Source organism: Domibacillus robiginosus (assembly GCF_000966195.1).
In the GTDB taxonomy this organism is placed as follows: domain Bacteria; phylum Bacillota; class Bacilli; order Bacillales; family Domibacillaceae; genus Domibacillus; species Domibacillus robiginosus.
Window position 1 is genome coordinate 16189 of record NZ_LAHL01000032.1, and the last position, 24937, is coordinate 41125.

Here is a 24937-nt window from a genome sequence, read left to right on the forward strand (position 1 = left end):
GCGCTCCCCTGGAGGGAGACGCCTTTTTATTTTACAACTAGTTCACCATTTTCCACGTCAATAGTTGCTTCAGCTCCTGGCAAAATCGCACCTGCAATAATAGCCCGGGCCGCCTGTGTTTCAATATTACGCTGAACGAACCGTTTGAGCGGACGGGCACCAAAAACAGGATCATACCCTTCCTCGGCAATTTTCTCTTTTGCCTCCTCTGTTACCCGAAGCGTAACACCGCGTTCAAGCAAGCGTTCCGATAAGCCTTCAAGCACTTTGCCGGCAATACCTTTTAAGTTTTCACGCGTGAGCGGCTTAAAGAGAACGATGTCATCTACCCGGTTTAAAAATTCCGGCCGGAAGTGGCCTCGCAGCTGTGTCATAACACTGTTTTTCGCTTCTTCTGGTATTTCTTCTTCTCCACCTGCTTCAAGCAGAAAAGAAGAGCCGATATTAGATGTCATAATGACAACTGTATTTTTACAGTCAATCATACGGCCCTGGGAATCAGTAATCCGGCCGTCATCAAGCATTTGCAGCAATATATTGAATACGTCCGGATGTGCTTTTTCTACTTCATCCAGCAGCACGACAGAATAAGGACGGCGGCGGATAGCTTCTGTAAGCTGTCCTCCTTCTTCATAGCCGACATATCCTGGAGGTGCGCCGACCAGCCTGGATACTGAATGCTTCTCCATATATTCAGACATATCAAGACGGATCATCTGGTCTTCACTGTCAAATAAAACGTCGGCGAGCGTTTTGGCAAGCTCAGTTTTCCCAACACCAGTCGGACCCAAAAATAAAAATGATCCGATCGGCCGATTTGGATCTTTAATACCTGCCCGGGCCCGCAGTACAGCATCGCTTACAAGAGATACTGCTTCATCCTGTCCGATGACCCGCTCGTGTAAAATTTCTTCAAGACGGAGCAGCTTCTCACGCTCTCCTTCCACAAGTTTTGTTACCGGAATACCGGTCCAACGGGCAACAATAGAAGCAATTTCTTCTTCTGTTACTTCCTCCCGAAGCAGACGGTCGTCTTTCTCTGATGAAGCGGCTGATTCAAGAGCAGAGAGTTCCTTTTCCAATGCTGGAATTTGACCATGGCGTAATTCGGCAGCACGGTTTAAATCGTATCTGCTTTCCGCGTCCTCCAGCTCACGGCGAAGCCGATCCAGTTCTTCCCGCTTGTCTTTCACGCTCATAATAGCTTCTTTTTCACTCATCCATCGGGCTTTCATCGCATCTGCCTGCTCTTTTAAATCCGCCAGCTCCCGTTGGATTTGCTCGAGACGTGCCGCACTTTCACGGTCTTTTTCTCTCCGGAGAGCGGCTTCTTCAATTTCAAGCTGCATAACCCGGCGCATCACCGCATCCAGCTCGGACGGCATTGAGTCAATCTCAGTTCGGATCATGGCACATGCTTCATCTACAAGATCAATGGCTTTATCTGGTAAAAACCGGTCGGTAATATAGCGGTTGGACAGAGTCGCTGCTGCTACGAGCGCCCGGTCATGAATATTTACGCCATGATGAATTTCAAAGCGCTCTTTTAAACCGCGCAAAATGGAAATGGCATCTTCAATATTCGGCTCAGATACGAGAACCGGCTGAAAACGACGCTCCAAAGCAGGATCTTTCTCAATATATTGGCGATGCTCGTCTAGTGTTGTGGCACCGATACAATGCAGCTCCCCCCGTGCCAGCATCGGCTTCAGCATATTACCGGCATCCATCGATCCTTCTGTTTTACCCGCACCGACAATGGTATGAATTTCGTCGATAAATAGTAGAATGCGCCCTTCACTTTTTTTCACTTCATTCAAGACCGCTTTTAGCCGCTCTTCAAATTCCCCGCGAAATTTTGCACCGGCAATAAGCGAACTCATATCGAGTGAAAAAATCGTTTTGTCTTTTAAACCATCGGGCACATCTTTTCGAACAATTCTCCAGGCAAGCCCTTCGACAATGGCTGTTTTACCCGTGCCTGGCTCGCCGATTAATACAGGATTGTTTTTTGTTTTTCGCGATAGAATACGGATTACGTGGCGAATTTCTTCATCACGGCCGATTACCGGGTCGATTTTTCCTGCTCGGACTTCTTCGACCAGGTCACGTCCATATTTCTCCAATGCCTCATAGCCTGATTCTGGATTTTGTGTTGTCACTTTTTCATTCCCCCTTATATCATGAATGGCTTCCAAAACAGTGTGTTCCGAAATGTTTTCTCTTTTCATGAAATCAGCTGTTTTCGCACCCGCTGAAAAGATCGCAGCGGCCATATGCTCAACTGATAGGTAAGCGTCTTCCCATTGCTTTTGAACCTCGGCAGCTTTTTGAAACCACGTATTCAGTCCGCCTGATAAGTAAGCACCGTGCTGCACATTTCCAGTTACAGCAGGCCTCGACTGTATTTCACTTTGTACGAATTTAAGAAAGGACGCTTTCGAAAGACCGGCACGTTCAAAAATCCGGCTGAACAAGCCGGCTTCTTTTGAAAGCAGTGCTATCATCATATGTACGGTGTCAACATCTGAATGGTTTCGTTCCACCGCGCTCTGCTGGGCGGCCGCCAGCGCTTCCTGCATTGTATATGTCATTTGCTCCATATTCATTTGTCAAAAAACCTCCTTGACCTTTTTTGACCTTTTGTTCTATTTTAAAATATCCCCTCGGTTTAAGCAAAGAAAACGCCGTGAAATTTATTGATTCACTGACAAGCAAAAAGAAGCCGTCAACTATGTTTATTGTTGGGCGCTGCTTTTCACTTCTTCAACAGCGGCAGCGCAGTACAGAAACGTTGTAACATTCTTTTTTCTCGTTAAAACAGGAGAAAAAGAGGTGACTGTCATGGCGTTTGAACCCGCTCTCACACAAGCACTTGAAGAGCTGTTTACAAAAGAGCGGCATGTTTGTTCCTTTCAAAAAGGAGCCTATCTTTTTCAAGAAGGCGAACCCGCCAATGATATTTTTTGGATTCGATCCGGCAAAGTGCAGGTGGGCAAGATTGGGCCGGACGGCCGCGAGCTGACAATCCGCGTATCCAAAAAGAAGAACATGCTTATTGAAATGACCCTGTTTGAAGAGGACACCGTTTATATAATGAATGCAAAGGCGCTGGAATATGGAGAAGCGTGGACTGTCTCACGCCGGGCTTTAGAAAAGCTTTTGTCTTCAACGCCCGAATGGATGATAAGCTGGCTCCGCTATACACAAGCTGATCATGTGCGAACCCAGTCAAAGCTGCGTGATCTTGTTTTAAATGGAAAAAAGGGCGTTGTTTATTCCACTTTGATCCGGATGGGTAATACATTCGGCAAACAGACGGAAGAAGGCCTTTTTCTCAATATATCTTTGACCAATCAGGAGATGGCCAATTTGTGTGGAACCTCCCGGGAAGTTGTTAACCGTCTTCTTGCTCAGTTAAAAAAAGAAGGTATTATCAAAATGCGTCGCAATCAAATTACACTCTGTGATATTGATTATTTAAAACGGGAAATTCATTGTGAAAATTGTCCGATTGATATTTGTCAGATCGACTAAAAAAGAAGGTTCCGTAAAGGAACCTTCTTTTTTACTGAATGCCTAACGCAATTTTTGCGTAGCGTGACATCATGTCGCGCGACCAAACCGGTGTCCAGACAATATTTGTTTCCACTTCTGTGACTTCTGGAATATCGGAAAGCGCTGCTTTTACCTGATCAACGATTACGCCGGCAAGCGGACATCCCATAGACGTTAATGTCATGGTAACAGTTGTTTTTCCGGCATCATCCATATCCACGTCGTACACAAGCCCAAGATTGACAATATCAATACCCAGCTCCGGATCCACAACCTGCTCAAGCGCACCCATAATATTTTCTTTTAAATCCTGATCCATTTAAAGCACTCCTTTCAATTTACACGTATAGCTTTATCATAACAGACATTTCTTCGAATGATGAGCAAAAAGCCTGTTTCTTTACAAACGGCACCTCAACCCTCTACACTAAAAAAAGAACTGACAAAGGAGTGACTCGCCTGTATGGAAAAGCATTTAATCGTGTTAGACCTCGATGGTACATTATTAACCGATCAAAAAACCATTTCTCCCCGCACAAAACGTACTCTCCAACAAGCAATGGAGCACGGGCATGAAGTAATGATTGCCACGGGCCGCCCGTTCCGCTCAAGCGCTCCTTACTATGCGGAGCTCGGATTAAAAACACCGATTGTAAATTTCAACGGTGCCTTTGTTCATCATCCCGGCAATCAAAAATGGGGATTCTTTCATGAGCCGATGGAATTGAAAACAGCCATTGATGTTGTTGAAGCATGCCATGATTTTGATTTCCACAATATTATTGCCGAAGTGCTTGATAACGTTTATTTCCACTATCATGATGAAAAGCTTATTGACGTATTTAATATGGGCAATCCTGTTGTGACAACAGGTGACCTGCGCGAAAAGCTGACGGATCATCCAACAAGCATGCTCATTCATGCAACGGAGGAACAGGTGCCGGCCATTCGACGCCATTTAAGTGACGTACACGCAGAAGTAATTGACCATCGCCGCTGGGCCGCTCCATGGCACGTAATTGAAATTGTCAAAAGCGGCTTAAGCAAAGCGGTGGGCTTAAAAAGAGTCTCGGACTGGATCGGCATTCCGCCAGACCGGATTATCGCATTTGGGGACGAAGATAATGATCTTGAAATGATTGATTATGCCGGCACAGGCGTTGCGATGGGCAACGGTATTGATGCCCTGAAATCGATCGCTAACGACATCACCGTTTCAAATGAAGAGGACGGTATTGCCGTTTTCTTAGAGGAACGATTATCATTAAAAACATTGGCTTAAAAAAGACTTCTCAGCCCATTCGCTGAGAAGTCTTTTTTTACGATTGTGCCGCCCTTTTGCCACGCTTCCATACAACATAAAGAAACAAAACAAAAACAACCCAAACAGCTGCCATAGCTGCAATAAACGCATAATTGACACCTGTTTTCTCTGCCAGCGCATAAATTTCCGCTTCTTCACGGTCAAGGATAATAGTAAATTCTCCATCTGCTGCACGTGACATGTCACCAGCAAGCAGGCCGCGCAGCTCTTTGTCTTCATCCAGCTTAGAAGCGGGGATTGCGATACTTTGTGTTTCACCTGTATTGTTAATGGCTACTACGATCGTTTCATCTTTGTATTGACGCTTAAACACAGACAAGCCGTTTTGCTCATAAATCGACTCATAAGAACCGCGTCTAAGCGCCGGCAGTTCTTGACGCAGGGCTGCTATCTGCTTAATGTAATCAACTAGCTCCTGATCCGTCCGGAAATTCATCAATCCGTGTGCGTCCGGACCACTTTCTCCGTTTTGCGCAATTTCTGATCCGTAAAAAACAGCCGGCGTTCCAGGAGCCGTGTAGAGATATGTAAGTGCCATCCGCCAGCGCGCGCCCGGAAACATATTTTCATTTGCCATGTCGAGCGTAAAACGGTCTGTCAAAGCCGAATCTGTTAAATGAACCGTTTCCAAAGGATGCTTGAGCTCTCTTTTTTCTTCGAGAAGCCATTTTTGCACGGCGTCTGACGGACGGTCTACTGTCGCAAATTGATTACGCAGCGGCTCCTGAATCCAGGAAGACGTCACCGCGTCAAGCCCGGCTTGCTCGTAAACAGCGGCTGTTTGTAAGGGCACTTCTGTCATTTCTCCAATAAGATGCATTTCGGGCATCGCCTCATGAAAAGCGGACCAGAAATCCGGCTTTGCCGCTGAAGCGCTGCTGAAAAAATATCCATCAATTCCTGTTCTTTCCGCAAGATTTACCGCGGCTTTTACGAGAGCCGATTGGACTTCAGAGTTTTCCGTGTTTAATAGTGCCATGTTACCAAGCCAACCCGGCTTTTGTGGAACCGACACGTTCGTAAACCAGTCGGCTTTATCCGCTTCCTTCAGCCATACATGCTCTGTACTTACCCGTGTAGCCGGAAAGTCTACTAACACACGTATTCCTTTTTTGTGTGCACTGTCAACCAACGCTTTTAATTGCTGCTCAGTGCCAAATTGAGGGTTTAGTTTTGTATAGTCTGTGATGTGATAACCATGATAGGCACCTGCTTCATTTTCAAACACAGGCGAAATAACAATAGACGTACTGCCGAGCTCTTTTACATAATCAAGCTTGTTTTGAATCCCTTTAAAGTCACCGCCCTGGTAAGCGGACGGATCATTATTATTCGTTTGTTGATCGTTTGAACGATCCCCGTTCATAAACCGGTCCGTCATTAAAAAATACATTGTTTCATCCTGCCAATTTTCCTCTTTTTCTTCTGCCGAAGCCGTGCCTCCCGATAACAAAAGAAACGGGATGATAATAAGCGAAAGAAATCGTTTTCTCACAGCTTGTTTCCCCCTGCGCCAAAGTGTTCCATTCTCATTTAGAGTACGCTTTTTCCTACATGTCGTCAATGAAAGCGGAAATTGTTCAAAAAAATGCCACGGTTCCAATCAAATTACTTACGAAATAAGCGCTGGGATTTCTTTCTTTTTATGGAGGGGAACTCCGTTTTCCTTTGCATCCTACTGGTTTTCCTGTAATCCCTCCAGGATGGTTCGATCACGTCGCAGCCATTGTAGGTATATAAAACAATAACCGCCTTCCCTTTACTGGAATGACGGTTATCTGGAGGATGAATCCTCTTTTTCTTTTATTAGAACCACCTCACTCGTTTCCAGTGACTCAGCCCTTTTTAAATAAAATGAAACGAGTTGAACAGTCACGAAAAATGAAACAAAAACAAGAATCCATAAAAAAACGGGAAACATTTAAGAGCCTCCTTTTTCCATTATAAGAAAAAAGCTGCGTTTTTTCGCACGCAGCTCTTTGGTTAAGCCTCGATCAAATAATGCCTGGAAGAGCAAAGCCCAGGATCACGGTTAAGATAAGCACAATAAATGCCCCGGCCAAAACACCGCCGTTGCTTTTGCCCTTTTTCTTCCGTACAAGGGTCATTTCCATCAGTCCAATTGTAATGATTCCTAAAAGCATTTTAATGCCATACCACATTGGACTTAAGCTGTCAAACGTGGTAAACAGCGCAAAACCTGTAATTAAAATGAAAACATAAAACAGGCGCAGCCCCATATGTACACCGGTTGATGGCTTTCTTAGTGCAACCAAAAACAAGATGAGCGCAATCACCCACGTTGTAATATGCACATGGGTAGACTGTGTTAAAAAGTCCATAAATCCTCCTCCTTTTTCTTTCTTATTTTACCATACTATTACTGTACGGTATTCGACAAGGTTCCAACCCCTTCAACCGTAATTTCAACCGTGTCTCCTTTTTGCAGCGTCCCTTTCGGATCCATTGCAAACCCTACTCCCGCGGGTGTTCCGGTTGCAATAATATCACCAGGTTCAAGTGTCATCCCTTTTGATAAAACATGAATCACTTCATCAATTGGAAAAATAAAATGAGATGTATCAGACTGCTGTCTTATTTCCCCATTTACAGTTGTTTGAATCGCTAGATTGTGAGGATCTGCCACCTCATCTTTTGAAACAATCCAGGGCCCCATTGGACAGCTGCCATCCAGGCTTTTTCCAATAAAAAACTGTTTATGGCGGCTTTGTAAATCCCGTGCGGTAATATCATTTAGTACAGTGTAGCCAAAAACATAATCAAGTGCATCTTCGCGGGTAATTTCTTTTCCCTTTTTGCCGATAATTACAGCCAGCTCGCCTTCATAATCGAGTGAATCGGTTAAAGATTCATAAGCGGGAATAGATGCTTTGTGTGCACTGACAGTGGTCGGCGCTTTTGTAAAAATCATAGGGTGTTCCGGTACGCTCACTTCTCCTCCCATTTCAATCGCATGATCTCGATAATTTTTGCCCACACACATTACATTTTTCAGCGGGCGTGGAATCGGAGCCAGCCATTCGATAGATGTCTCTTTTATGTACGGCACTGATTTTGTATCACGAGAAATAGAAGCTAAAAACTCCTGTTCTTCAATAGCAGCAGCAAGCGTCGCTGGTGCGCCTTCCATATCAGAAACAATGCCTACCTCTTGCTTTTCTTCTTCATAAAAACCATATTTCTCTTTTCCATCCTGTTTAAAGCTCATCCACTTCATGTTCTCATCCCCTTTTTCCATAAGTAAAAAATCTCCATAGAGCTTCCATCGGCCCACGTTGGAACCTGTTTATCCATAAACCGGAAACGATCACCTGTACAGTGAAAATGGTTACACAAAGCAAAATGCCAGTTGTGACTGTCACTTGTCCATAAAAACCGAGTCCATAAGCATAAAACAAAAGCGAGCCAATAATAGACTGCATTAAATAATTGGTCAGCGACATTTTCCCAGCCTGCGCAAAAGGCATAAGCAGTTTCAACGGCCGAGTACGCGTGCATAGATAAACAACGAGCACAGCGTAAGAAGCCGCAAGCACCGGTCCTCCAAGAGAATCCTGCACATACATATACGCTATATGGCTTGGCCCAAGTATATGCGGTACGCCTTTAAGCAGGAGACCTGCTCCAAAAAGAAAAGCAAAAAGCCGCAGCGTTTTCTTAGGGTGAGCTGACCAGGCTTGAATCATATGCAGCTTATATGCCCCTGCACCAATTAATAAAAACGGAAAAATGGTTATAAGCTGAAATAAAAAAGCACCTTCAACTATATTATTGTTTGTCCAATCATAAATCCGCTGTTCTGTTACTTCTGCATAAGATCCGCTTCCATAAGCCGCAATTGAATTTGAAACCGACGTAATGTCTGTCCAAAAGGAGGCATTATACGGATCCGATAAACTTGATAAAAAAAGCAGAGAGCTAAACAAAACAGCTGGTACAAACAGCAGGAGCAGACCGGCTCTCAGTAAGGTTTTTCCCGACAAACGAAGAAAAAACAGGAGCAGAAAGCCACACACAGCATAATTAAATAAAATGTCGCCCGGCCAGATCAAAATGGCATGACTGATGCCTAAAACAAGCAAAAACAGAAAGCGCCGCACGCCTGTCCAAGCAAATGTCCCCGTTTTTTCGAGCGCTTTTTCACGCTGCATAGCCGCGCCGAATCCAAACATAGCCGCAAAAATTGGGTAAAAGCTTGCCTGTACAAGCACGTCAATCCAGGAAAACGCCAGTTTATCCTGAGGTGCTTCCCACCATTCATACGGATTGTAATAAAAATAAGGAGAATGAAACGACAGCATATTCACAAGAAAAATACCAAAAAGGGAAATGCCTCTTAGTATATCGATGGAAGCAACTCGATTAGTTCCCTTCTGCTCCGCATATTGCAACCAACCACGTCCTTTTCTGTTATGATTACTTACTTATCATAACAGAAAAGGAACAAATTACGTATATTCTACTACATGAGCGCCGTCTAGGAAAAAAACAAATTTCCCATCAATCTGGCGCTTCCAAATTCGCTCAACCGCTTTGGCATAAAGCTCAATTTGTACTTTGTACCGCTTAGTGAGCACCGGCTTTGCTTCCTCGAAGCCTCCGGCGAAACGATCTGTGATTCGGTCAGTTTTATAATCGAGTAAATACAGGCGGCCTCTGTACTCAAACAAACAGTCAATGACTCCTTGAACCAAAATCACTTCATCGGATTCGCCCATCCCTGCTTCACGTGCAGGCATGCCCATATTAAAAGGCAGTTCACGCTGTACATGATCGGCGGCCAAAAGCATTCGGCCCGGCTCAGTGGCAAAAAAGGCAACGACTGCTCCGGCATCAACAGCTTCAGCTTGTTCAATCGTAAGCAGCTCTTTTCCAATCAATTCATCTAAAAGCCGTTCTACTGACACCTCGGACGGGGCATGCTTTAAGTCAATATGCTGCATAACCGTATGAACCGCAGTACCGATTTCTGCAGGTGAAAGCTGCTTTTCCTGTACAAATCGAGGGCGGCGGAAGATAGGTCGACGATATGAACGTGCCGCTTCATTAGACGCCCCTTCACTGTAAATATCATTCGACCTTTTAAGATCGGACACGGACTGTTTGGAACGGAGCCGAACCGCCTCAGGAAATTCATACTTCCATGTCATCCGCTTCCTAATTTCTTCTTTTTCAGGCGATTGCTCCGGATACTCTTTTCGTTCCTTCAGTAAATCCAGCCAGGACTCTTCCTTCTCTTCGTTTTCTGCCTGGAAAGCAATCAAGCTTTCTGCTGCTGTAATGTCCAGTTGAAAGCGTGACGGATGATCTGCAAAAAATGAATGGCCCTTCCCTACATCCTGATGCCGCATAAGGGCTGGGCCGATCCAGTCCACATAAGAGCCTGCCGAAGCACGCACTGCATCCCTGAGCAACCGTGACGGGTGCTCTCCTGCAAGGGTCCATGCTTCCATTTTTTTCTCTAATTTTTTCACAGAAGCTGTAACAACCAGCCGCTCTTTTGCCCGGGTCATCGCTACATACAAGACACGCATTTCTTCTGCAAGAAGCTCTAATTTCTTTTTGCGCTGAAAAGCAAGCTGCACAAGAGACGGCCAGGCAATTCTTTTTTCAGGATTCATATATTTTACAGCGATACCATAATCCTTATCAAACAGCACACGTCCATTTAAGTCCATCATGTTAAAACGGCGGCCTGCCGCTGCTGTAAAGACAACGGGAAACTCAAGGCCCTTACTTGCATGAATCGTCATGATCCGGACTACATCTTCCTGCTCGGACAAAGCGCGCGCTGTCCCCAAATCATCTCCCCGCTCACGCATCCGTTCGATAAAACGCAAAAAGCGGAATAATCCGCGAAACGATGTTTCCTCATATTGTCTCGCCCGGTCATAGAGGGCACGCAAGTTAGCCTGTCGCTGCTTTCCACCCGGCATCCCACCCGCAAAAGCGTAAAACTGTGTATCGCGGTATAAAGCCCAGATTAAATCAGACAAGGCACCGCTGCGCCCAATAGATCGCCATGTTTCAAGTTTTTCCAGAAACGGAGCGACCTTTTCCTTTAAAGACGCATGGTTTTGATCCTTTTCCATAAAAGCAAGCAGTGCTTCAAAATAGCTTCCTTTTTGGGAAGCGACCCGGATTGTGGCCATTTCATCCTCTGTACAACGGACAATGGGAGAACGAAGTACCGCTGCCAGCGGAATATCCTGAAACGGGTTATCGATTACATGAAGCAATGACAGCATCACAGAGATTTCAGTTGCCCGGAAATAGCCGCCCGATGTATTGGCATAAACAGGAATACCAGCATGCTTAAACTCTTCCATCATTTCCGGTACCCACGTAAGAGAGCGCATCAAAATAACGATATCCCGATATTGCACTGGACGCATTGTACCTGTTTTCGGATCCCAAATTGGATGGCCTGATTCGATCAGCTCCTTGATTTTCGAAGCGATTAAACGGGACTCCAGCTGAGATTGCTCTGCATCCTCACGATCTATTTCATCACCTTCTGCTGCTTCAGGAGCGTCACTGTCAATTACGGCTACTTCAATCGGGTAAACCGCTTCTGGATAAGATGCTCCTAAACGGAGTGCTTCTTCTTCACCGTACTCAATTTCTCCGACTTCTGTCCCCATAATTTGCTCAAAGATATAATTGGTGCCGTCAAGCACTTCCTGGCGGCTTCGGAAATTACGGGACAGATTAATTTTCAAGCCAGCATCTATGCCTTCTGAATGAAAACGATTGTACTTGCCAAGGAAAAGCCCCGGCTCTGCCAGACGAAAACGATAAATAGACTGCTTTACATCGCCTACCATAAATAGATTACCTGATTGTTCATTGTCATAGGAGACAAGGCGGACGATCGTTTCCTGAACCATATTTACATCCTGATATTCATCTACGAGCACTTCTTTAAAACGGCGTCGATACGCTTGGGCTGCTTTGGAGGGCTGGCCGGCGTCGGTTAAAATAGCCAGTGCATAATGCTCAAGATCACTAAAATCGGTCAGGCCTTTTTCCCGCTTAACTTCTGCATACCTCGCTGAAAAAGCGAGAACAAGCTCTGACAATCGTTGAACGATCGGCTTCATTTCCGTCAGGTCCTTCAGCCAATTTTCAGGCTTCCGGGTAAAAAAGGTATCTTTCAATTCGGTCACCAGTTTTTTGGCGCTGTCTCGAACCTGCTTTGAGCGTTCTTTCAGCTCTTCGTCATATGCATCGCCTTTGCACGCTTTTAAGGTTGGGAATTTCACAGACTGAAACGCGCTATACCATTCCTCCCACGTTTCGCATCCAAGCAGCGCTGTTACCATTGCGTGATCTGCAGTAAAATTTTCTATACGCGGTGTTGGACCGCCCGGCAGATCGGTCATCTCTAACCCTTCCTGGAGCAATGCCTGTGCATTTTGCAGCTGAAAACGAATATCTTTTTTTAACGGTTCGATAAAGGGAAGCTCGTCGATTGATTCTGCTGCTTCATACAAAGAAGGCAATTCACTCAGCCATCGGTCCGGATCCGGATGGGAACGAGCAAAATTAAATAATTGAATAACCGCTTGCTGAAGATCTGCGTCACTTCGGTCTCCGGAAAATGTATCAACTAATGTGTAAAAAGAGCCGTTATCCGGATTGGCGTATTCTTCTTCAAGCAGGTCTTCAAGCACCTCATCCCGAATAAGAATGGCTTCGGTATCATCGGCAATACGGAAACCAGGATCGATATCAATTACATAATAATATTTCCGAATGACCTCCAAACAAAAAGAATGAAGAGTGGAGATAGACGCTTTATTTAATAAACGAAGCTGGCGGCGCAGACGACTCGAGGCAGGATTTTTCTCAATTTCCCGTTCAAGCGCTTCGCCAATTCGCTGGCGCATTTCGGCTGCTGCTGCATTGGTAAACGTTACAACCAGCAGTTCATCTACATCTACCGGTGCTTCTTCCCGAATCATTTTTTGAATAATACGCTCAACCAGTACAGCAGTTTTGCCAGAACCAGCTGCCGCAGCGACCAGGATATCGCTTCCTTCTGCGTAAATCGCTTTCCACTGGTCATCTGTCCAGCGGGCTCCGTCCGGTTTTTGGGGAACGTTATAGCTGCTCATCGTTCTCCTCCTTCATCATGTCAATAATTTCTTCATTTTTCTTTGGCCGGATGATCCGGTAGTTATTTTCATCAAGTGTATCGTCAAACTGGCATACCTGCTGGTAGGAGCAAAATGTACATGGCGTTTTTTTGTTGTAACGGTACGGCGTGATATCTACACGTCCGGAAACAATTGCGTTGCCTGCTTTTTCATACAAGCCGCGAACGTGGCTTCTCATCGCCTTAAATTCACTGTCATCCGCTGTTTTTGAACGGGCCGACAGCGTACCGTCTTTTTTAAAGCCGGCTGGAATAACGAGTGAGTCTCCTGCTTCAAGCTGCTGGTCCATCAAATGAATCGCCTCGTCTTCCTCGAGCACAAGCCCTTTCATACGGAAGCTTTTCATCAGCTCCTTCTCGATTTCATCAATTGTCATAAATTTTTTCGTATTTAAAAATGGATTATGGACATGAAAGTACAATACACCTCCAGGCCTTGCCTGAGTACCGGTTAACATTGGTGAATGTGTGACAACAATATCGAGATAAGTCAGCATCTGCATCGCAAACCCGTAGTAAATTTCTGTCATGTCTACGTCCCGGCTGCCTGATTTGTAGTCAATTACACGCAAATAAGTGTCGTTCGTTCCATGTGCGCGGTCAACCCGGTCAATTCGGCCGGCCAGTGACATACGTGCTCCATTTTTTAATTCAAAAATGAGCGGCGGTAATTCCGAACGGGGACCAAACGCCAGCTCAATACCGAGAGGAGAAAAGCCGCTTACTTTTGCTTGCTCGCTTAAAACCGTTGAAGCACGGGCAATAATTTGTTCCAGCTTGTTTTGAATATAAAGGTGCCGGTGAGAACTCATTAAAATACGATTTTGAAGCTTTGGAGCCAGTTCTTCTACGGCTGTTCTTGCAAAGGAACGGCATTGTTCCGGTGTAAGTTCTGGCCATTTCATTCCTCTTTTCTCAACCTCTTCCGCAATCCATTTGAGTGCGCCGTGAAAAAGATCCCCAATATCCGGTGCTTCAAGACGATACACAAGCCGGTCACGCAGCTTCAAGCCGTGACGGGCAAAATGGCTGAACGGGCAGGAATGGAAGGTTTCCATTCTCGATACACTGGCAATCATATCAGTTCCATACAGGTCAAGGCTTGTTTTGTCCTGCAGCGGTATTGTTTTATTTTCATAAGCCAGGCTGTCAAGAACAAAGCCTGCTTTTTTCCGGCTGCTTTCAAGATAAAGGTTATAAACATCCCACCAAAATGGATAAACCGGATATCCTCGTTTTTTCATTTGAAGCTGGGAGGTTAAATAAGAGAGCGTCGGTTCCGGATGGCAAATATAAGCCAGCTGCTCCGAAGCCGGTAAATCAGCCGGGTCATTCGCAATAACTGCTTCCTCTATTTGTTTGAACCATTCCTGCATCCTTTTTAAATAAGGCGAAGGCTGAAGAGACTTTCCTTCTGCATCAGCTATGGGCCACGAAACATATAAGCGATGCGATGGGACGGTACAAGCTCGATAAGTGATCAGCTCCTCATCAAGCAGCCTCGTTTTGCTGCCTGGTGCTACATGCATACCGGAAGAAAGAAGCGCTTCTCTTTCCTCATCATCTAAAATACCGCCTTCCATCTGCCGGGCCGGATACACACCATCATTCATGCCAACAATAAAAGCGGTATGAATATCAGCAAGCCTGGACTTGTCAGGATTGGCCACAATTACTTGATCAGCTGCCGGCGGCACAATAGAAAATTCAAGTGCCTCAAGACCAGCATCCAGTACCGCAGCAAATTTTTTCGCGTCCATTTCCTCATTGCCAGCTACCTCCGCATATTCATCAAGCATGCCAATTACCGCATCCCATGCTTGATTATGCTGTGCTGCCTCAGCCAGCTCGCCGCGTTCTTCTGCTTCGATAGACAGCTTTTCTATTTTTTGTGGAACATTGAGCTCTTCAATAAATTGATAAAGGGCACGGCAGCAATCCATTGCATTTTTAGCCCGTTTCATTCGTTTTTCCAGTCTAAAAAGCGGCGCAGCAATAAACTCTTTCATTTCATTTAACCGTTCTTCAAATGACCTTTCTTCATCGGTTTGTGCTACCGCAGTAAATTCCAGCCCCATATAACGCCGGTATGTCCACCGCTCCCCGTTTGTCCAGCGCTCACCATAAATTCCGTGAGCAAGAACATAATTTTCAAGCAGGTCCATCTCGCGGCGCACATGTTCACGAGGCTGATCAAAGGAAAACAGCATATCTGTTTTGACTGCACGAAAAACCGCTTCATAGCGCCATTTCCCACCAATCACTTCCAACGAAGAGCGGATCAGCTCTACAAGCGGATGATTGAGCATTGGTCTTTTTTGATCGATAAAAAATGGAATGCTGTAGTCATCAAAAACAGTTTCAATGATAGAACGGTAATCTTCCCCGTTTCGTACAAGCAGCGCCATTTGCTTGTAACGCAGCCCGTCTTCACGGGAAAGGCGACGAATTTCACGTGCTGCTGCTTCCACTTCAGCCCGTCTGCTTGCCGCCTGCCACAAAGTTATACCGCTACTGTTTTCCTGAGGTTTTGCCGGACGTTTATCAAACTGCGTTTCAAGGTGAATAAGAGAAGGCTCTTTCTGGCGTTTATGGCCGTACAGGATCAAATCCTTCTTTATATCGATTTCCTCTTCCGCAGCAACCCGATACAAGTCATGATACGCACGTCCCGGCTGGCGGAACAAATGCGTATCCTCGGGCACCTCGTCCCGGAAAGGGCGGTCCGTTGTTAGGGCAATCGTGACTTCATTGGCTGTTTTCATCAAAACTCTTATCACGTCATATTCCTGAGGTGTAAAGCTATGAAATCCGTCTATATATATATCAGCTTCCCGTACATATGAAGAGGAAGCGGCCATCTGGGCAAGGAGCCTTAAATAATCCTCAGAATCTATATATTTGCCGGCAAGCGCACGGTCATAAGACGTATAAATCATTTGGAGGTCACTCAGTTTATCTGCAAGAGCAGCCGGAACATGCTTGCGGTGTTCTTCCATTTCACCCGGCGCAATTAAGTATTGGCGAAATTCTGTGAGCATCTGCTCGACTGTACTGACAAAACCCGTTTTATCAGCCGCCTTCGCAAAAACAGCCAAATCCTGACGGTGTTCTTCAATAATTTTACGGATTAAAATATTGCGGCCGGCCGGTGTAATATGCTGCCTGCTCATGCCGCCTTCCTGCTGCAGGACACGCCAGGCAAGCCGTGTCAGGCTGTATACTTGTGCCCGGATAATGCCGCCGATTTCCTGGTCAGCTGCCAAACGGTACTCTGACAGAAATGACATTTGCTCCGGCACAATATAAATAATCGGCTTTCCTTCTGGATGCCGGATGAGGCGTTCTTTGATTTCACTGATAATATGTTCTGTTTTTCCCGAACCGGAACGTCCGATAATAAATTGTAAAGCCATCCGGATTCCCCCTTTTACTTCCTTTCAGTATAACAAAGATCATACGTTCGGTCAAAAACCGAAAATAAAAACGGCCCACACACCGTTTTATTTTTGAAGACGCTTTTCTAATTGCTTTCCTGCCGCCCATAAAAGCGCAATTGCCGCGATGATCACTGCTGTCCTTCCCGGCTGGTGAATAAGGGCAAAAAGATCATGACCGACATAACTGATTGTAAAGATCATCACAGTCTTCCCTGCCATAACGGCGAATAAATATTGAACGACACTAATATGGGACAGACCAGCCACGATGTTTACAATCGCAGATGGTGTAAAGGGGAAGCAAAGCATTAAAAAAATAGGTGCAAAGCCGTGGCGGTCCATCCAATTCATCATTTGTCCTACCTGCTTGTTTTGCTGCAGAAAACGTAAAATACGCTGCTGTCCAAACCTTCTTACAAGCAAAAAAACAAGGAAAGACCCTGTGACGGCCCCTCCCCATGAAATTAAAAAACCGAGCCAGAGCCCAAATGCATTTACATTTGCTAACACAAAAGCAAAAAGCGGCAAAAAGGGCAGAAACGCCTCAAGAAGGGGCAGAAGAAAGCCCGGAAGCGGTCCGAATGACTCGTACCGCTGAATCCATTCCATAATCTGATCTATTGAAAAATTCATTGACTTGTTCCCTTTCGTGATCTATCCTTGTTTCTCTTCATTCCCTGTTTCGGGTATAGAAAAACGAAATAACATTTTCTTTTACGCCAACAACGTGCTGAGGGCGTGTTACTTTTTCTGTTTGTATAGATGCTGTGGCGGCGTTGGCTCTTTCATAAAGCGCCTTTGTCATCATAATCTGGTTATGAACAGCCAGAGGCGAAACTGGAACTGTAATAAACTGATCATCTGTAAATGTTACTTTTGTTTGTTTTTTATCGATTTTTTCTAAGAATTTTAAATGAGAAAGTGTAATCCATGTGCATTCAGGTTTTAAATGAGAAATCGTCGGGAATAGATAAGTACCTTTCCAATGATCCACATTAACCGGAACTTTTCGATTGATACCAAGAACTTTGGTAGAAGCTTCTCTCCGGCCGTCATAAGTTGAAAGGTATCGAATGCAGCTTTGCCGAATAATTTTCAGCGGCGTTTTCTTTATCATAACCGGTTCACTGTTTTTTTCATACACTTTTGTATATTCTCCAAAACGGATCGGTTCCAGGGAAAGAGTACGTTCATTGATAACATATTCGCTGTTTACTTGATTCGGCTGGTTGTTCACTTGATCGATTCACCCGTTTCTTTTCATTATTCGAACTATTTTATTCTAGCATTCAGCAGTAAATTTGTCCCATTTGCCACGCGAAATAATTTTCTAAAAATTTAAAACTTTCTGTTGATTAGTTGTTTGGAATCCCATATAATAAAAAAAAGGTATCAGAGGTGATTAAAAATGGAAAACAACAATTATTTTGCCGAAATGATGAAGTCCCCGATGCCCCGCGAAAAGGAAAAAACAGTAATTAGTGAATTTATTGACAGCTTTTTAAGCGATATTCTATACAAAAAAGAAAAAGCAGTGTTAATGGAAAAAATCGATCTTTCACTTGATCAAGGTGACCGCTCTGCTTTTATTGCTCTATCCGATGAATTAAATCGTTTGGAGAAAACGTATCACGCATCTTAAAGCTCCCTTCACACCGGTTTCCCCAAGAGACCAATATCCCATATCAAAAAAAGACCCGTATCCTGCTGGATACGGGCGCTTTTGAGCGCGTACCCCCTCTTGTATTAAACAAACGATAACGCCGGTAAAATCCCAAATAATTTAAAGAAACAATCATATTGGCAGCTGCTGTTTTCATTAAAGCAAAAATCAAGTTTTCATAAAAGGTTTTATACAGAATGTTTTCGAAGTGTCCCGCTACCTCCTTACTCTTAAATAAAAACAAACAGAAGCATGCATGACAGTCATCATTTCCGCTGCTGCAGCCTCAATTGTTATGCTCGTCTTTGGTCCTGCCTCTTTTTACTTAAGCAGCTGCCTTAGTACCCGTTGTCGTGATCCACGTTGAAGCAGTAATGACCAGCCGCTTGAATGGAGAATGGAAACAGGTAAACGCATAAGTTAGTACTGCCGCATGAAGCGCAGGCCACCTGGCTTTTGTGATCATGATACCGCACTTCCTAGAACGATCAGCGGCACACTATCTCCCATTAGGATATTCATAAAAAAACGATGGCGATGTGCGAGCGTATAGTTTACTTTTGTTTATCAATTTGTTTTTTAAGAGATCTTCTTAAAATTTTGCCCGTTGTATTTTTGGGCAGCTCCTGTAAAAACTCAATGGATTTTGGTACTTTATAGGAAACAAGCTTTTCTTCACAATATCTTCGCACCTTTTCTTCTGTCAGCGAGTCTCCTTTTCGTACAATAAAAGCGAGAACCTCTTCGCCATAGTAGGAGTCTGGTGCTCCCACCACAGCCGCCTCTATAATATCTGGATGCTCGTATAACACTTCTTCTACTTCGCGCGGATATACATTATATCCACCAACAATAATAAGGTCTTTTTTCCGGTCTACAATATAAAAATACCCTTCATCATCCTGGCGGGCCAGGTCTCCCGTATACAGCCAGCCGTCACGAAGAGCTGCTGCTGTTTCTTCAGGCATTTTATAATACCCTTTCATCACATTCGGTCCTCTTACAATTAGTTCTCCTACCTGTCCAATCTCTATTTCTTCTCCAAGTTCATTGACAATTTTATTTTCAACATTTGGAATGGAACAGCCAACCGAACCAGCTTTACGTGGCCGATCCAGTGGATTAAAGCAGGTAACCGGACTGGCTTCTGACAAACCGTATCCTTCCGAAACACGAATATGAAATTTTTCTTCAAACTCTCTCAACAAGGAAACAGGCATAGACGCACCGCCGGAAATGCAAAGACGGACAGAAGAAAAATCCGCTGGATGCACAATTGAATGCTGAAGTAAAAAAGCGTACATCGTCGGCACTCCTGCAAACACGGTTGCTTTATGTTTTTTCGCCGCTTCAAACACTTCTTTCGGGCTAAAAGCCGGCAGAATAATCATTTCAGCTCCACAGACAATTGGCGCATTCAGCATAACAGTTAAGCAAAATACGTGAAACATCGGCAGAACCGTAATCACGGTATCTGCTTTTGTTATCCTTAAGTATTGGGCGACATCACGTGCATTTGAATAAATATTTTTATGTGTAAGCATGGCACCTTTCGACCGGCCGGTTGTACCAGAGGTATACAAAATCACAGCTGTATCTTCTTCTTCCAGGTTGGGCCACTGCAGCTTATTTTTGCAGGCGATCAAATCAGAAAACGGTTTCATTTCGATGTGAATAGCTGGCGCTTCATTTGATTCAATCAGTGGTTCCCCTCCTGGTGAGCAAACAATAAAATGGCTGACAAAAGAAAGATCAGCAGACACATTTTCCATAACAGGAAGCAGCTGATTTGTCATGACTACCGCCCTGGCCCTGCCGTTTTTCAAAATATAAAGCCATTCACTTTGTGTATAAGCTGGATTGATTGGAATAACAGTAAGACCTGCGCGCAGGGCACCGTACAGCGAAATGATAAACTGCGGTGAGTTTCCGAGCAATAGGGCAACATGGTCTCCCTTTTGAAAACCAAGCGATTGCAGACCGGCCGCAAATCTTGTGGCAGCCTCATTTAAGTCGCTATATGTAGCAGACGTTTGAAGAAACGTATAAGCATTTTTATCCGGATGGGCAGCAGCGATTTGTTCAAGTGCCAGTGATATATTCACAATTTTATCCTCCCTGTAAAGAAAAATAGCGAGTTCATTTCTTTTTATTATATAAAATGGGAAAAAAGCCGCAAGCGCGGCTTTTTACAGGCCGATTTCCAGGTTCTCTTTTGCCAGCAAAATGGTGCCTTCAAATTCCTCTCCTGCTTCCTGTACAAGCTGCTCAAGTTCCCCAAAATGCGGAAGGTGTGTTAAGACAAGCGTTTTTATTCCAGCTTCCCTGGCAAGTATACCGGCTTGCTGCGCTGTCATATGCCCGGCCGATGAGCCATCCATTCCTTTATACAAATTGCTTTCAGCCAGCAGTACATCTGCACCTTTCGCAAAAGAAGCCAGCTCTTTTTGAAAAGCTGTGTCCGCTGTATACACAACAGTGTCCGTCCCGTCCGTAATTTTCATAGCATAGCAGGGTGCCGGATGATTTGTTTTAAAAAACGAAATCGAAAAAGGCCCGACTTGAAGTGTGTCGGCGGGATCATAAGCAATGCCCTTTGTTATGTTTTTGTACGTTAGGATTTGGAATCCGTCTGCTTCATTATGGCCGTAAATAGTCAGAGGCTCTTCCCTCGTTTTACTTGTGAAAGAATCAATTAAAAGCGCATGCTGCAATACACCAATATCCGCTACATGATCCGCATGATAATGGGACAGAATAACGGCATTCAGATCTGCCGGCTTTAAATGATTTTGCAGTTTCGATAAAACAGCGCTGCCGCAGTCTACAAGCAGTTTAAACCCATCATGTTCTATTAAATATCCGCTGCTGGCTTCATTCGCTTTCGGAAAGCCGCCCCAGCAGCCCAGTACAGTTACATTCATGTATGTATGCTCCTTTCTTTTTTCATTGTATTCCCTTATTACAAAAAAATAAAATAAATTTTCAGAAAACGGTTGACGTTTTAGTTCTGTTATAATACACTACTAATAACAAATCAATCAGTTATATAACAAAGGAGAGGTAAACATGATCACAAACATCATTGACTTTTTCAAAAATCTTCCACCAAAACAATGCGCAAGCTGCGGTTCACATATCGAAGAGCAGCATGACTGCTACAGTAACACATGCTCAACTTGTGCATCGAAAGATTTGTAACTCTGTCGTTTCTGCAAAAAAACCCCCTGCCTAAGCCGGCAGGGGGTTTTTGACAATTTATTCGCTTTCATGATGAATTTCTTCCTCTTCCAAGTTAGAAGGTGCAGTATTTCCAACAGAAAGAGATGATTTCGGCATTGTATGCATTCCCCTTGCTGTTACGTGAACCTGTATATGGTACACCGCTTTTTCATTAAACGTTTTGGATACCGTATAAATGCCATCGTTTTTAGGGACCGCATCGAGCATTTCGCTTGTTTCCTTGTACCCATCTTTCCATATTTCATATTTTACTTCATCAGCATGATCAACCGGCTTTCCATCCTGTGTAACGGTTGTAGAAATGATCACTTCTTTTCCTACATCCGCACCGTCCGGTACATCAAGCACAGCTTCAACCGGCTCAGGAGGTGAAGATGGAACTTCTTTTTCAGGCGCACAGGCGGCCAGTATTAGCCCAAACACAATCGTTGCTGCTGCTTTCCAATTCATGTTTCCACTCCTTCATCTTGTAGCGCAGGCAGAATGACCATGACGGTTGTTCCCACGTCTGCTTCGCTTTGTATATCAAGCTCGCCCTCATGACGTTCAACAATCTGCTTTACAATCGATAAACCTAAACCTGAACCGCCGTCTTCGCGCGTACGCGCTTTGTTAATCCGGTAAAACTGGTTCGTCACCTTCGGAATTTCTTCTTCCGGCATACCGGCCCCTATATCCCGGACAATCCACTTTACTTCGTTGTTTTCCTGTTTGAGCGTAATGTAAATAGGCTTATTTTTTTGTGAATATCGCACTGCATTGTCAATAATGTTGGTCATTACCTGAACCAGGCGGCCTTCATCACCTTTTACAATGATTTCTTCGTCTATATCGAGTGAAAAACGCTCATGTTTCAACCGAAATGTATCAACAGTCCGGTACACAAGATCAGCAAGCGGAAGGATTGTTTTTTCTATATTCATCTTATTCGAATCGAGTCGGATTAATTCGAGCAGGTCGTTTACGAGACGCTCCATACGTGCTGCTTCACGATGAATAATGCCGAGCTGCTGCTCAGCACGGCCAATACCGTTAACCATCGCTTCACTGTAGCCTTTTATATAGCTAAGCGGCGTACGAAGCTCGTGCGAGACAGTTGCTAAAAATGTTTTCCGCTGTTCAGCCTCTCTTTGAATAGACTCGGCCATTTCATTAAAGGTGTGCGCAAGCTGGCCGAATTCATCCTTTGATTCAGCGGGCACACGTGCTGTGTAGTCCCCATTCGATAAACGAACTGCTGCCCTTTTCATATTTTCAAGCGGCTTGATCACATAATTTGTCCATTTCATGCCTCCATATAAAAGAAGCCCCATTAATAAAGCTGCTCCTGCCGCCCAAAACATGATCAAGCTGGAAGCAAGCTCATCAATCCGTTCAAGAGGTATATACAGATACAAAATCCCTTTTAGCTGCTTGTCATCTAAAAGAGGATAAATAACCGAAATAATTTGCCGGTCAAACCTCTCTGAATAGCCTGTTTCTTCAATCATTTTATTTTCAAGCAGCCGGGACCGTTCTTCCGGCCCAATAAGGGTTTCATAATCTGCTTCATATGGAATACAGGCAGCAAGCTCTCTTGGATTATGAACTGCAAAAGCATCAAAGGGTGATTTTTCGCTGAACCAGCCCACCTGCTTTATAAAATCCGCACTTAGCTCCCCGCCCTCATAGTCATAGGACAAATTTTCTGCAGCAGCTGCCAGCTCGGATTTCACGCTTTCTACATACAGCTTTTCATACAGCATATAAGCAAGGCCAAATGCAGCGCCAACAGCAATAAGAATAAAAACAAACAGTGTCATCCACAGCTTTTTTCCAAATGTCATACAGAGCCATCCACAAACTTATAGCCAATTCCCCATACCGTTTCAATCGAAGCCCCTTCATGCTTTAATTTCATTCGCAATGTTTTAATGTGAGTATCCACTGTGCGTGTGCCGCCACTGTATTGTGCTCCCCAAACCGTTTCAAGCAATTCCTCCCGCGAGAAAATCCGGCCGCGTTTCTTTGCCAGAAAAACAAGCAAATCAAATTCTTTCATTGTCAGCCCAACGACTGTTCCATCCACCTTTACTGTACGGGAATGAATGTCAATCGAAAGGGTTTGATACCGAATAGTCTCCCGTTTCTCCGTCGATGAACCGAACCGCCGAAGCACGGCTTGAATCCGTGCGGTCATTTCCCCTGGAGAAAAAGGCTTGACAATATAATCATCTCCTCCAAGCGAGAACGCACGTACCTTATCCCATTCCTCTCCGCGTGCCGTTAAAAAAATAATCGGAACATCACTGTAGGAACGAATCGATTCACAAACAGTAAAGCCGTCACGTCCCGGCATCATAATATCAAGCAGGATAAGATCAGGCCCGAGTTCCCTTAGTTTTTTTTCCGCTTCATCTCCATTTAAAGCAGCGCTGACTGTATATCCGGCATTTTCCAAATACATTGTGACGAGATCCACCATGTCCTGCTCATCATCCACAAGTAATAAATGTGTCATCTTATTCACCTTCTTCTACAAAAATCATAAATGGCCCTTTGCCGATATCAATTGTCTTGCGTTTTATAAGTGTTTTTTCTTCGTAAAAAGAAAGGGTTCCGCTGTCGTAGCCAGCCGAAAGAACGGTTTTTCCAAGCACGGCAATAGCAAACGGATTAGCCGGGGCATCCGTTTCAGCTACCCGTTTTCTTTCTGGATCAAAGGCATACAGCTTATTTGATCCGTGGCTGACTGCATACATAAACCCGCTTTTTGATGCAAAATCAACAGGCATAACGGGGGCATCCGCTGTTGCTGTTAGGGAACCTGTTTTAAGTGAGTACACATGAATCGTTTCGCCAGCCTTTGCTCCATAGCCATGGCCGCCCACCCATAATTCATTTTTTTGCTTATTCACCGCCAAACCAGTAGAAGACGTTGGAATGGCGAATTCCCTGCTTACTCGATATGTGTGTATGTCCAATTCTGATAATACAGTGTCCTGGTAGTTAATGATATACAATTTCTCCTCGTGTTCAAGCATGGTCATCGGGTAACGGCCCGTCCGTGTTTTTTTTATTTCCGTGCCTTCTTGATCAAAAAAATGTACGGCGCCATCTTCTTTCACAGAAAGTGCTATTTCATTTGTTTCATTAATAAACACTGCACCTGTTATGCCTTTTGGCACGGTCCATTCATTCAGCTTTTTACCAGTTTCAACTGAATACAGTCCGGCACGGGTTCCATCTGTCCTGTACATCAGGAGCTTTTTATTGAATAAAAGACCGCCTGTATATTGTTCATCAAACTCCCATTCGGCAAGTACCGCGCCATTTGGCGAAATAAACGTCATTCCTGGTTCTTTAATGGTTAAAACAGCCGCAAACTCACTGGTTTGTACCGGTTCAAACGATTCACGACTGCAGCCGGCAAGCAGCAAAAGCATCAACAGTATGATTTTCTTCACTTGCATGCGCTCCTCTGCTTTTTCCTTTCATTATAGAGGACCGGTGTGAAGTAAGTGTGAAAAAACACTCAAAAAAAACGG

Annotated in this window: 21 protein-coding genes; 4 read left to right on the forward strand and 17 right to left on the reverse strand. The window is 44.5% G+C overall.

What is annotated here, in order from left to right; translation table 11 throughout:
- Window positions 1-26: 26 nt before the first annotated feature.
- The gene (clpB, locus tag VP97_RS14995) at window positions 27-2609 is read right to left on the reverse strand and encodes an ATP-dependent chaperone ClpB (protein WP_050182719.1); all 2583 of its coding nucleotides are present in this window, start codon (window positions 2607-2609) and stop codon (window positions 27-29) included.
- 235 nt (window positions 2610-2844) lie between these two features.
- On the opposite strand from clpB, the gene VP97_RS15000 reads away from it, so the two are divergent.
- Window positions 2845-3537 carry a Crp/Fnr family transcriptional regulator gene (locus VP97_RS15000; RefSeq protein WP_050182720.1) on the forward strand — a complete coding sequence of 231 codons (693 nt, stop codon included), beginning with the start codon at window positions 2845-2847 and terminating at the stop codon, window positions 3535-3537.
- A 31-nt stretch (window positions 3538-3568) separates the two neighbouring features.
- Here the strand turns inward: VP97_RS15000 and VP97_RS15005 are convergent, their stop codons facing one another.
- On the reverse strand, window positions 3569-3877 hold the full coding sequence (locus tag VP97_RS15005; RefSeq protein WP_050182721.1) for a metal-sulfur cluster assembly factor: 309 nt from the start codon (window positions 3875-3877) through the stop codon (window positions 3569-3571).
- A 144-nt stretch (window positions 3878-4021) separates the two neighbouring features.
- Between VP97_RS15005 and VP97_RS15010 the strand changes: the two genes are divergently transcribed.
- Window positions 4022-4840: a Cof-type HAD-IIB family hydrolase gene (locus VP97_RS15010; RefSeq protein WP_050182722.1), complete on the forward strand. Its 819-nt coding sequence runs from the start codon at window positions 4022-4024 to the stop codon at window positions 4838-4840.
- 37 nt (window positions 4841-4877) lie between these two features.
- On the opposite strand, the gene VP97_RS15015 is transcribed toward VP97_RS15010, so the two are convergent.
- The 8 genes from VP97_RS15015 to VP97_RS15050 form a co-directional block, all read right to left on the reverse strand.
- Window positions 4878-6377 (reverse strand): alpha-amylase family glycosyl hydrolase, encoded by a 1500-nt coding sequence (locus VP97_RS15015; RefSeq protein WP_050182723.1) that lies wholly within the window; start codon window positions 6375-6377, stop codon window positions 4878-4880.
- Between the two features lie 499 nt (window positions 6378-6876).
- The gene (locus tag VP97_RS15020; RefSeq protein WP_050182724.1) at window positions 6877-7224 is read right to left on the reverse strand and encodes a YisL family protein; all 348 of its coding nucleotides are present in this window, start codon (window positions 7222-7224) and stop codon (window positions 6877-6879) included.
- Window positions 7225-7262: 38 nt separating this feature from the next.
- Window positions 7263-8120, reverse strand: a complete 858-nt coding sequence (locus tag VP97_RS15025; protein ID WP_050182752.1) for a fumarylacetoacetate hydrolase family protein — start codon at window positions 8118-8120, stop codon at window positions 7263-7265.
- 4 nt (window positions 8121-8124) lie between these two features.
- The gene (locus VP97_RS15030; RefSeq protein ID WP_050182725.1) at window positions 8125-9294 is read right to left on the reverse strand and encodes a DUF418 domain-containing protein; all 1170 of its coding nucleotides are present in this window, start codon (window positions 9292-9294) and stop codon (window positions 8125-8127) included.
- Window positions 9295-9351: 57 nt separating this feature from the next.
- Complete coding sequence (gene addA, locus VP97_RS15035) at window positions 9352-13023, reverse strand: helicase-exonuclease AddAB subunit AddA (protein ID WP_050182726.1); 3672 nt, start codon at window positions 13021-13023, stop codon at window positions 9352-9354.
- Complete coding sequence (gene addB, locus VP97_RS15040; RefSeq protein WP_050182727.1) at window positions 13010-16480, reverse strand: helicase-exonuclease AddAB subunit AddB; 3471 nt, start codon at window positions 16478-16480, stop codon at window positions 13010-13012. The genes addA and addB overlap by 14 nt, the downstream gene beginning before the upstream one ends.
- An 87-nt stretch (window positions 16481-16567) precedes the next feature.
- Window positions 16568-17137, reverse strand: coding sequence for a TVP38/TMEM64 family protein (locus VP97_RS15045; protein ID WP_050182728.1), 570 nt, complete (start codon window positions 17135-17137; stop codon window positions 16568-16570).
- A gap of 37 nt (window positions 17138-17174) precedes the next feature.
- Window positions 17175-17741, reverse strand: coding sequence for a competence protein ComK (locus VP97_RS15050; protein WP_050182729.1), 567 nt, complete (start codon window positions 17739-17741; stop codon window positions 17175-17177).
- 171 nt (window positions 17742-17912) lie between these two features.
- Here VP97_RS15050 and VP97_RS15055 point away from each other — a divergent pair, with 171 nt between their 5' ends.
- Window positions 17913-18146 carry an IDEAL domain-containing protein gene (locus VP97_RS15055; protein ID WP_050182730.1) on the forward strand — a complete coding sequence of 78 codons (234 nt, stop codon included), beginning with the start codon at window positions 17913-17915 and terminating at the stop codon, window positions 18144-18146.
- 346 nt (window positions 18147-18492) lie between these two features.
- Here VP97_RS15055 and VP97_RS23920 read toward each other — a convergent pair whose 3' ends face one another.
- The 3 genes from VP97_RS23920 to VP97_RS15070 form a co-directional block, all read right to left on the reverse strand.
- A complete protein-coding gene (locus tag VP97_RS23920) occupies window positions 18493-18633 on the reverse strand; it encodes a hypothetical protein (protein WP_156153515.1) in 141 nt (46 codons plus the stop codon).
- Window positions 18634-18721: 88 nt separating this feature from the next.
- Window positions 18722-20272: a fatty acid--CoA ligase family protein gene (locus VP97_RS15065; protein ID WP_050182732.1), complete on the reverse strand. Its 1551-nt coding sequence runs from the start codon at window positions 20270-20272 to the stop codon at window positions 18722-18724.
- Between the two features lie 84 nt (window positions 20273-20356).
- Entirely contained in the window at window positions 20357-21091 is a 735-nt protein-coding gene (locus VP97_RS15070) for an MBL fold metallo-hydrolase (RefSeq protein WP_050182733.1), read from the reverse strand.
- A 145-nt stretch (window positions 21092-21236) separates the two neighbouring features.
- Between VP97_RS15070 and yhfH the strand changes: the two genes are divergently transcribed.
- On the forward strand, window positions 21237-21368 hold the full coding sequence (gene yhfH, locus VP97_RS23365) for a protein YhfH (protein ID WP_082220381.1): 132 nt from the start codon (window positions 21237-21239) through the stop codon (window positions 21366-21368).
- 57 nt (window positions 21369-21425) lie between these two features.
- Here yhfH and VP97_RS15075 read toward each other — a convergent pair whose 3' ends face one another.
- From VP97_RS15075 to VP97_RS15090, 4 genes are read right to left on the reverse strand one after another with little or no spacing between them, the layout of a single operon-like run.
- Window positions 21426-21860, reverse strand: a complete 435-nt coding sequence (locus VP97_RS15075; protein ID WP_050182734.1) for a FixH family protein — start codon at window positions 21858-21860, stop codon at window positions 21426-21428.
- Window positions 21857-23236, reverse strand: a complete 1380-nt coding sequence (locus VP97_RS15080) for a sensor histidine kinase (RefSeq protein ID WP_050182735.1) — start codon at window positions 23234-23236, stop codon at window positions 21857-21859. Before VP97_RS15080 ends, VP97_RS15075 begins: the two co-directional genes overlap by 4 nt.
- Complete coding sequence (locus VP97_RS15085) at window positions 23233-23910, reverse strand: response regulator transcription factor (protein ID WP_050182736.1); 678 nt, start codon at window positions 23908-23910, stop codon at window positions 23233-23235. The genes VP97_RS15080 and VP97_RS15085 overlap by 4 nt, the downstream gene beginning before the upstream one ends.
- A gap of 1 nt (window position 23911) precedes the next feature.
- Window positions 23912-24856, reverse strand: a complete 945-nt coding sequence (locus VP97_RS15090) for a YncE family protein (RefSeq protein ID WP_050182737.1) — start codon at window positions 24854-24856, stop codon at window positions 23912-23914.
- Window positions 24857-24937 lie beyond the last annotated feature (81 nt).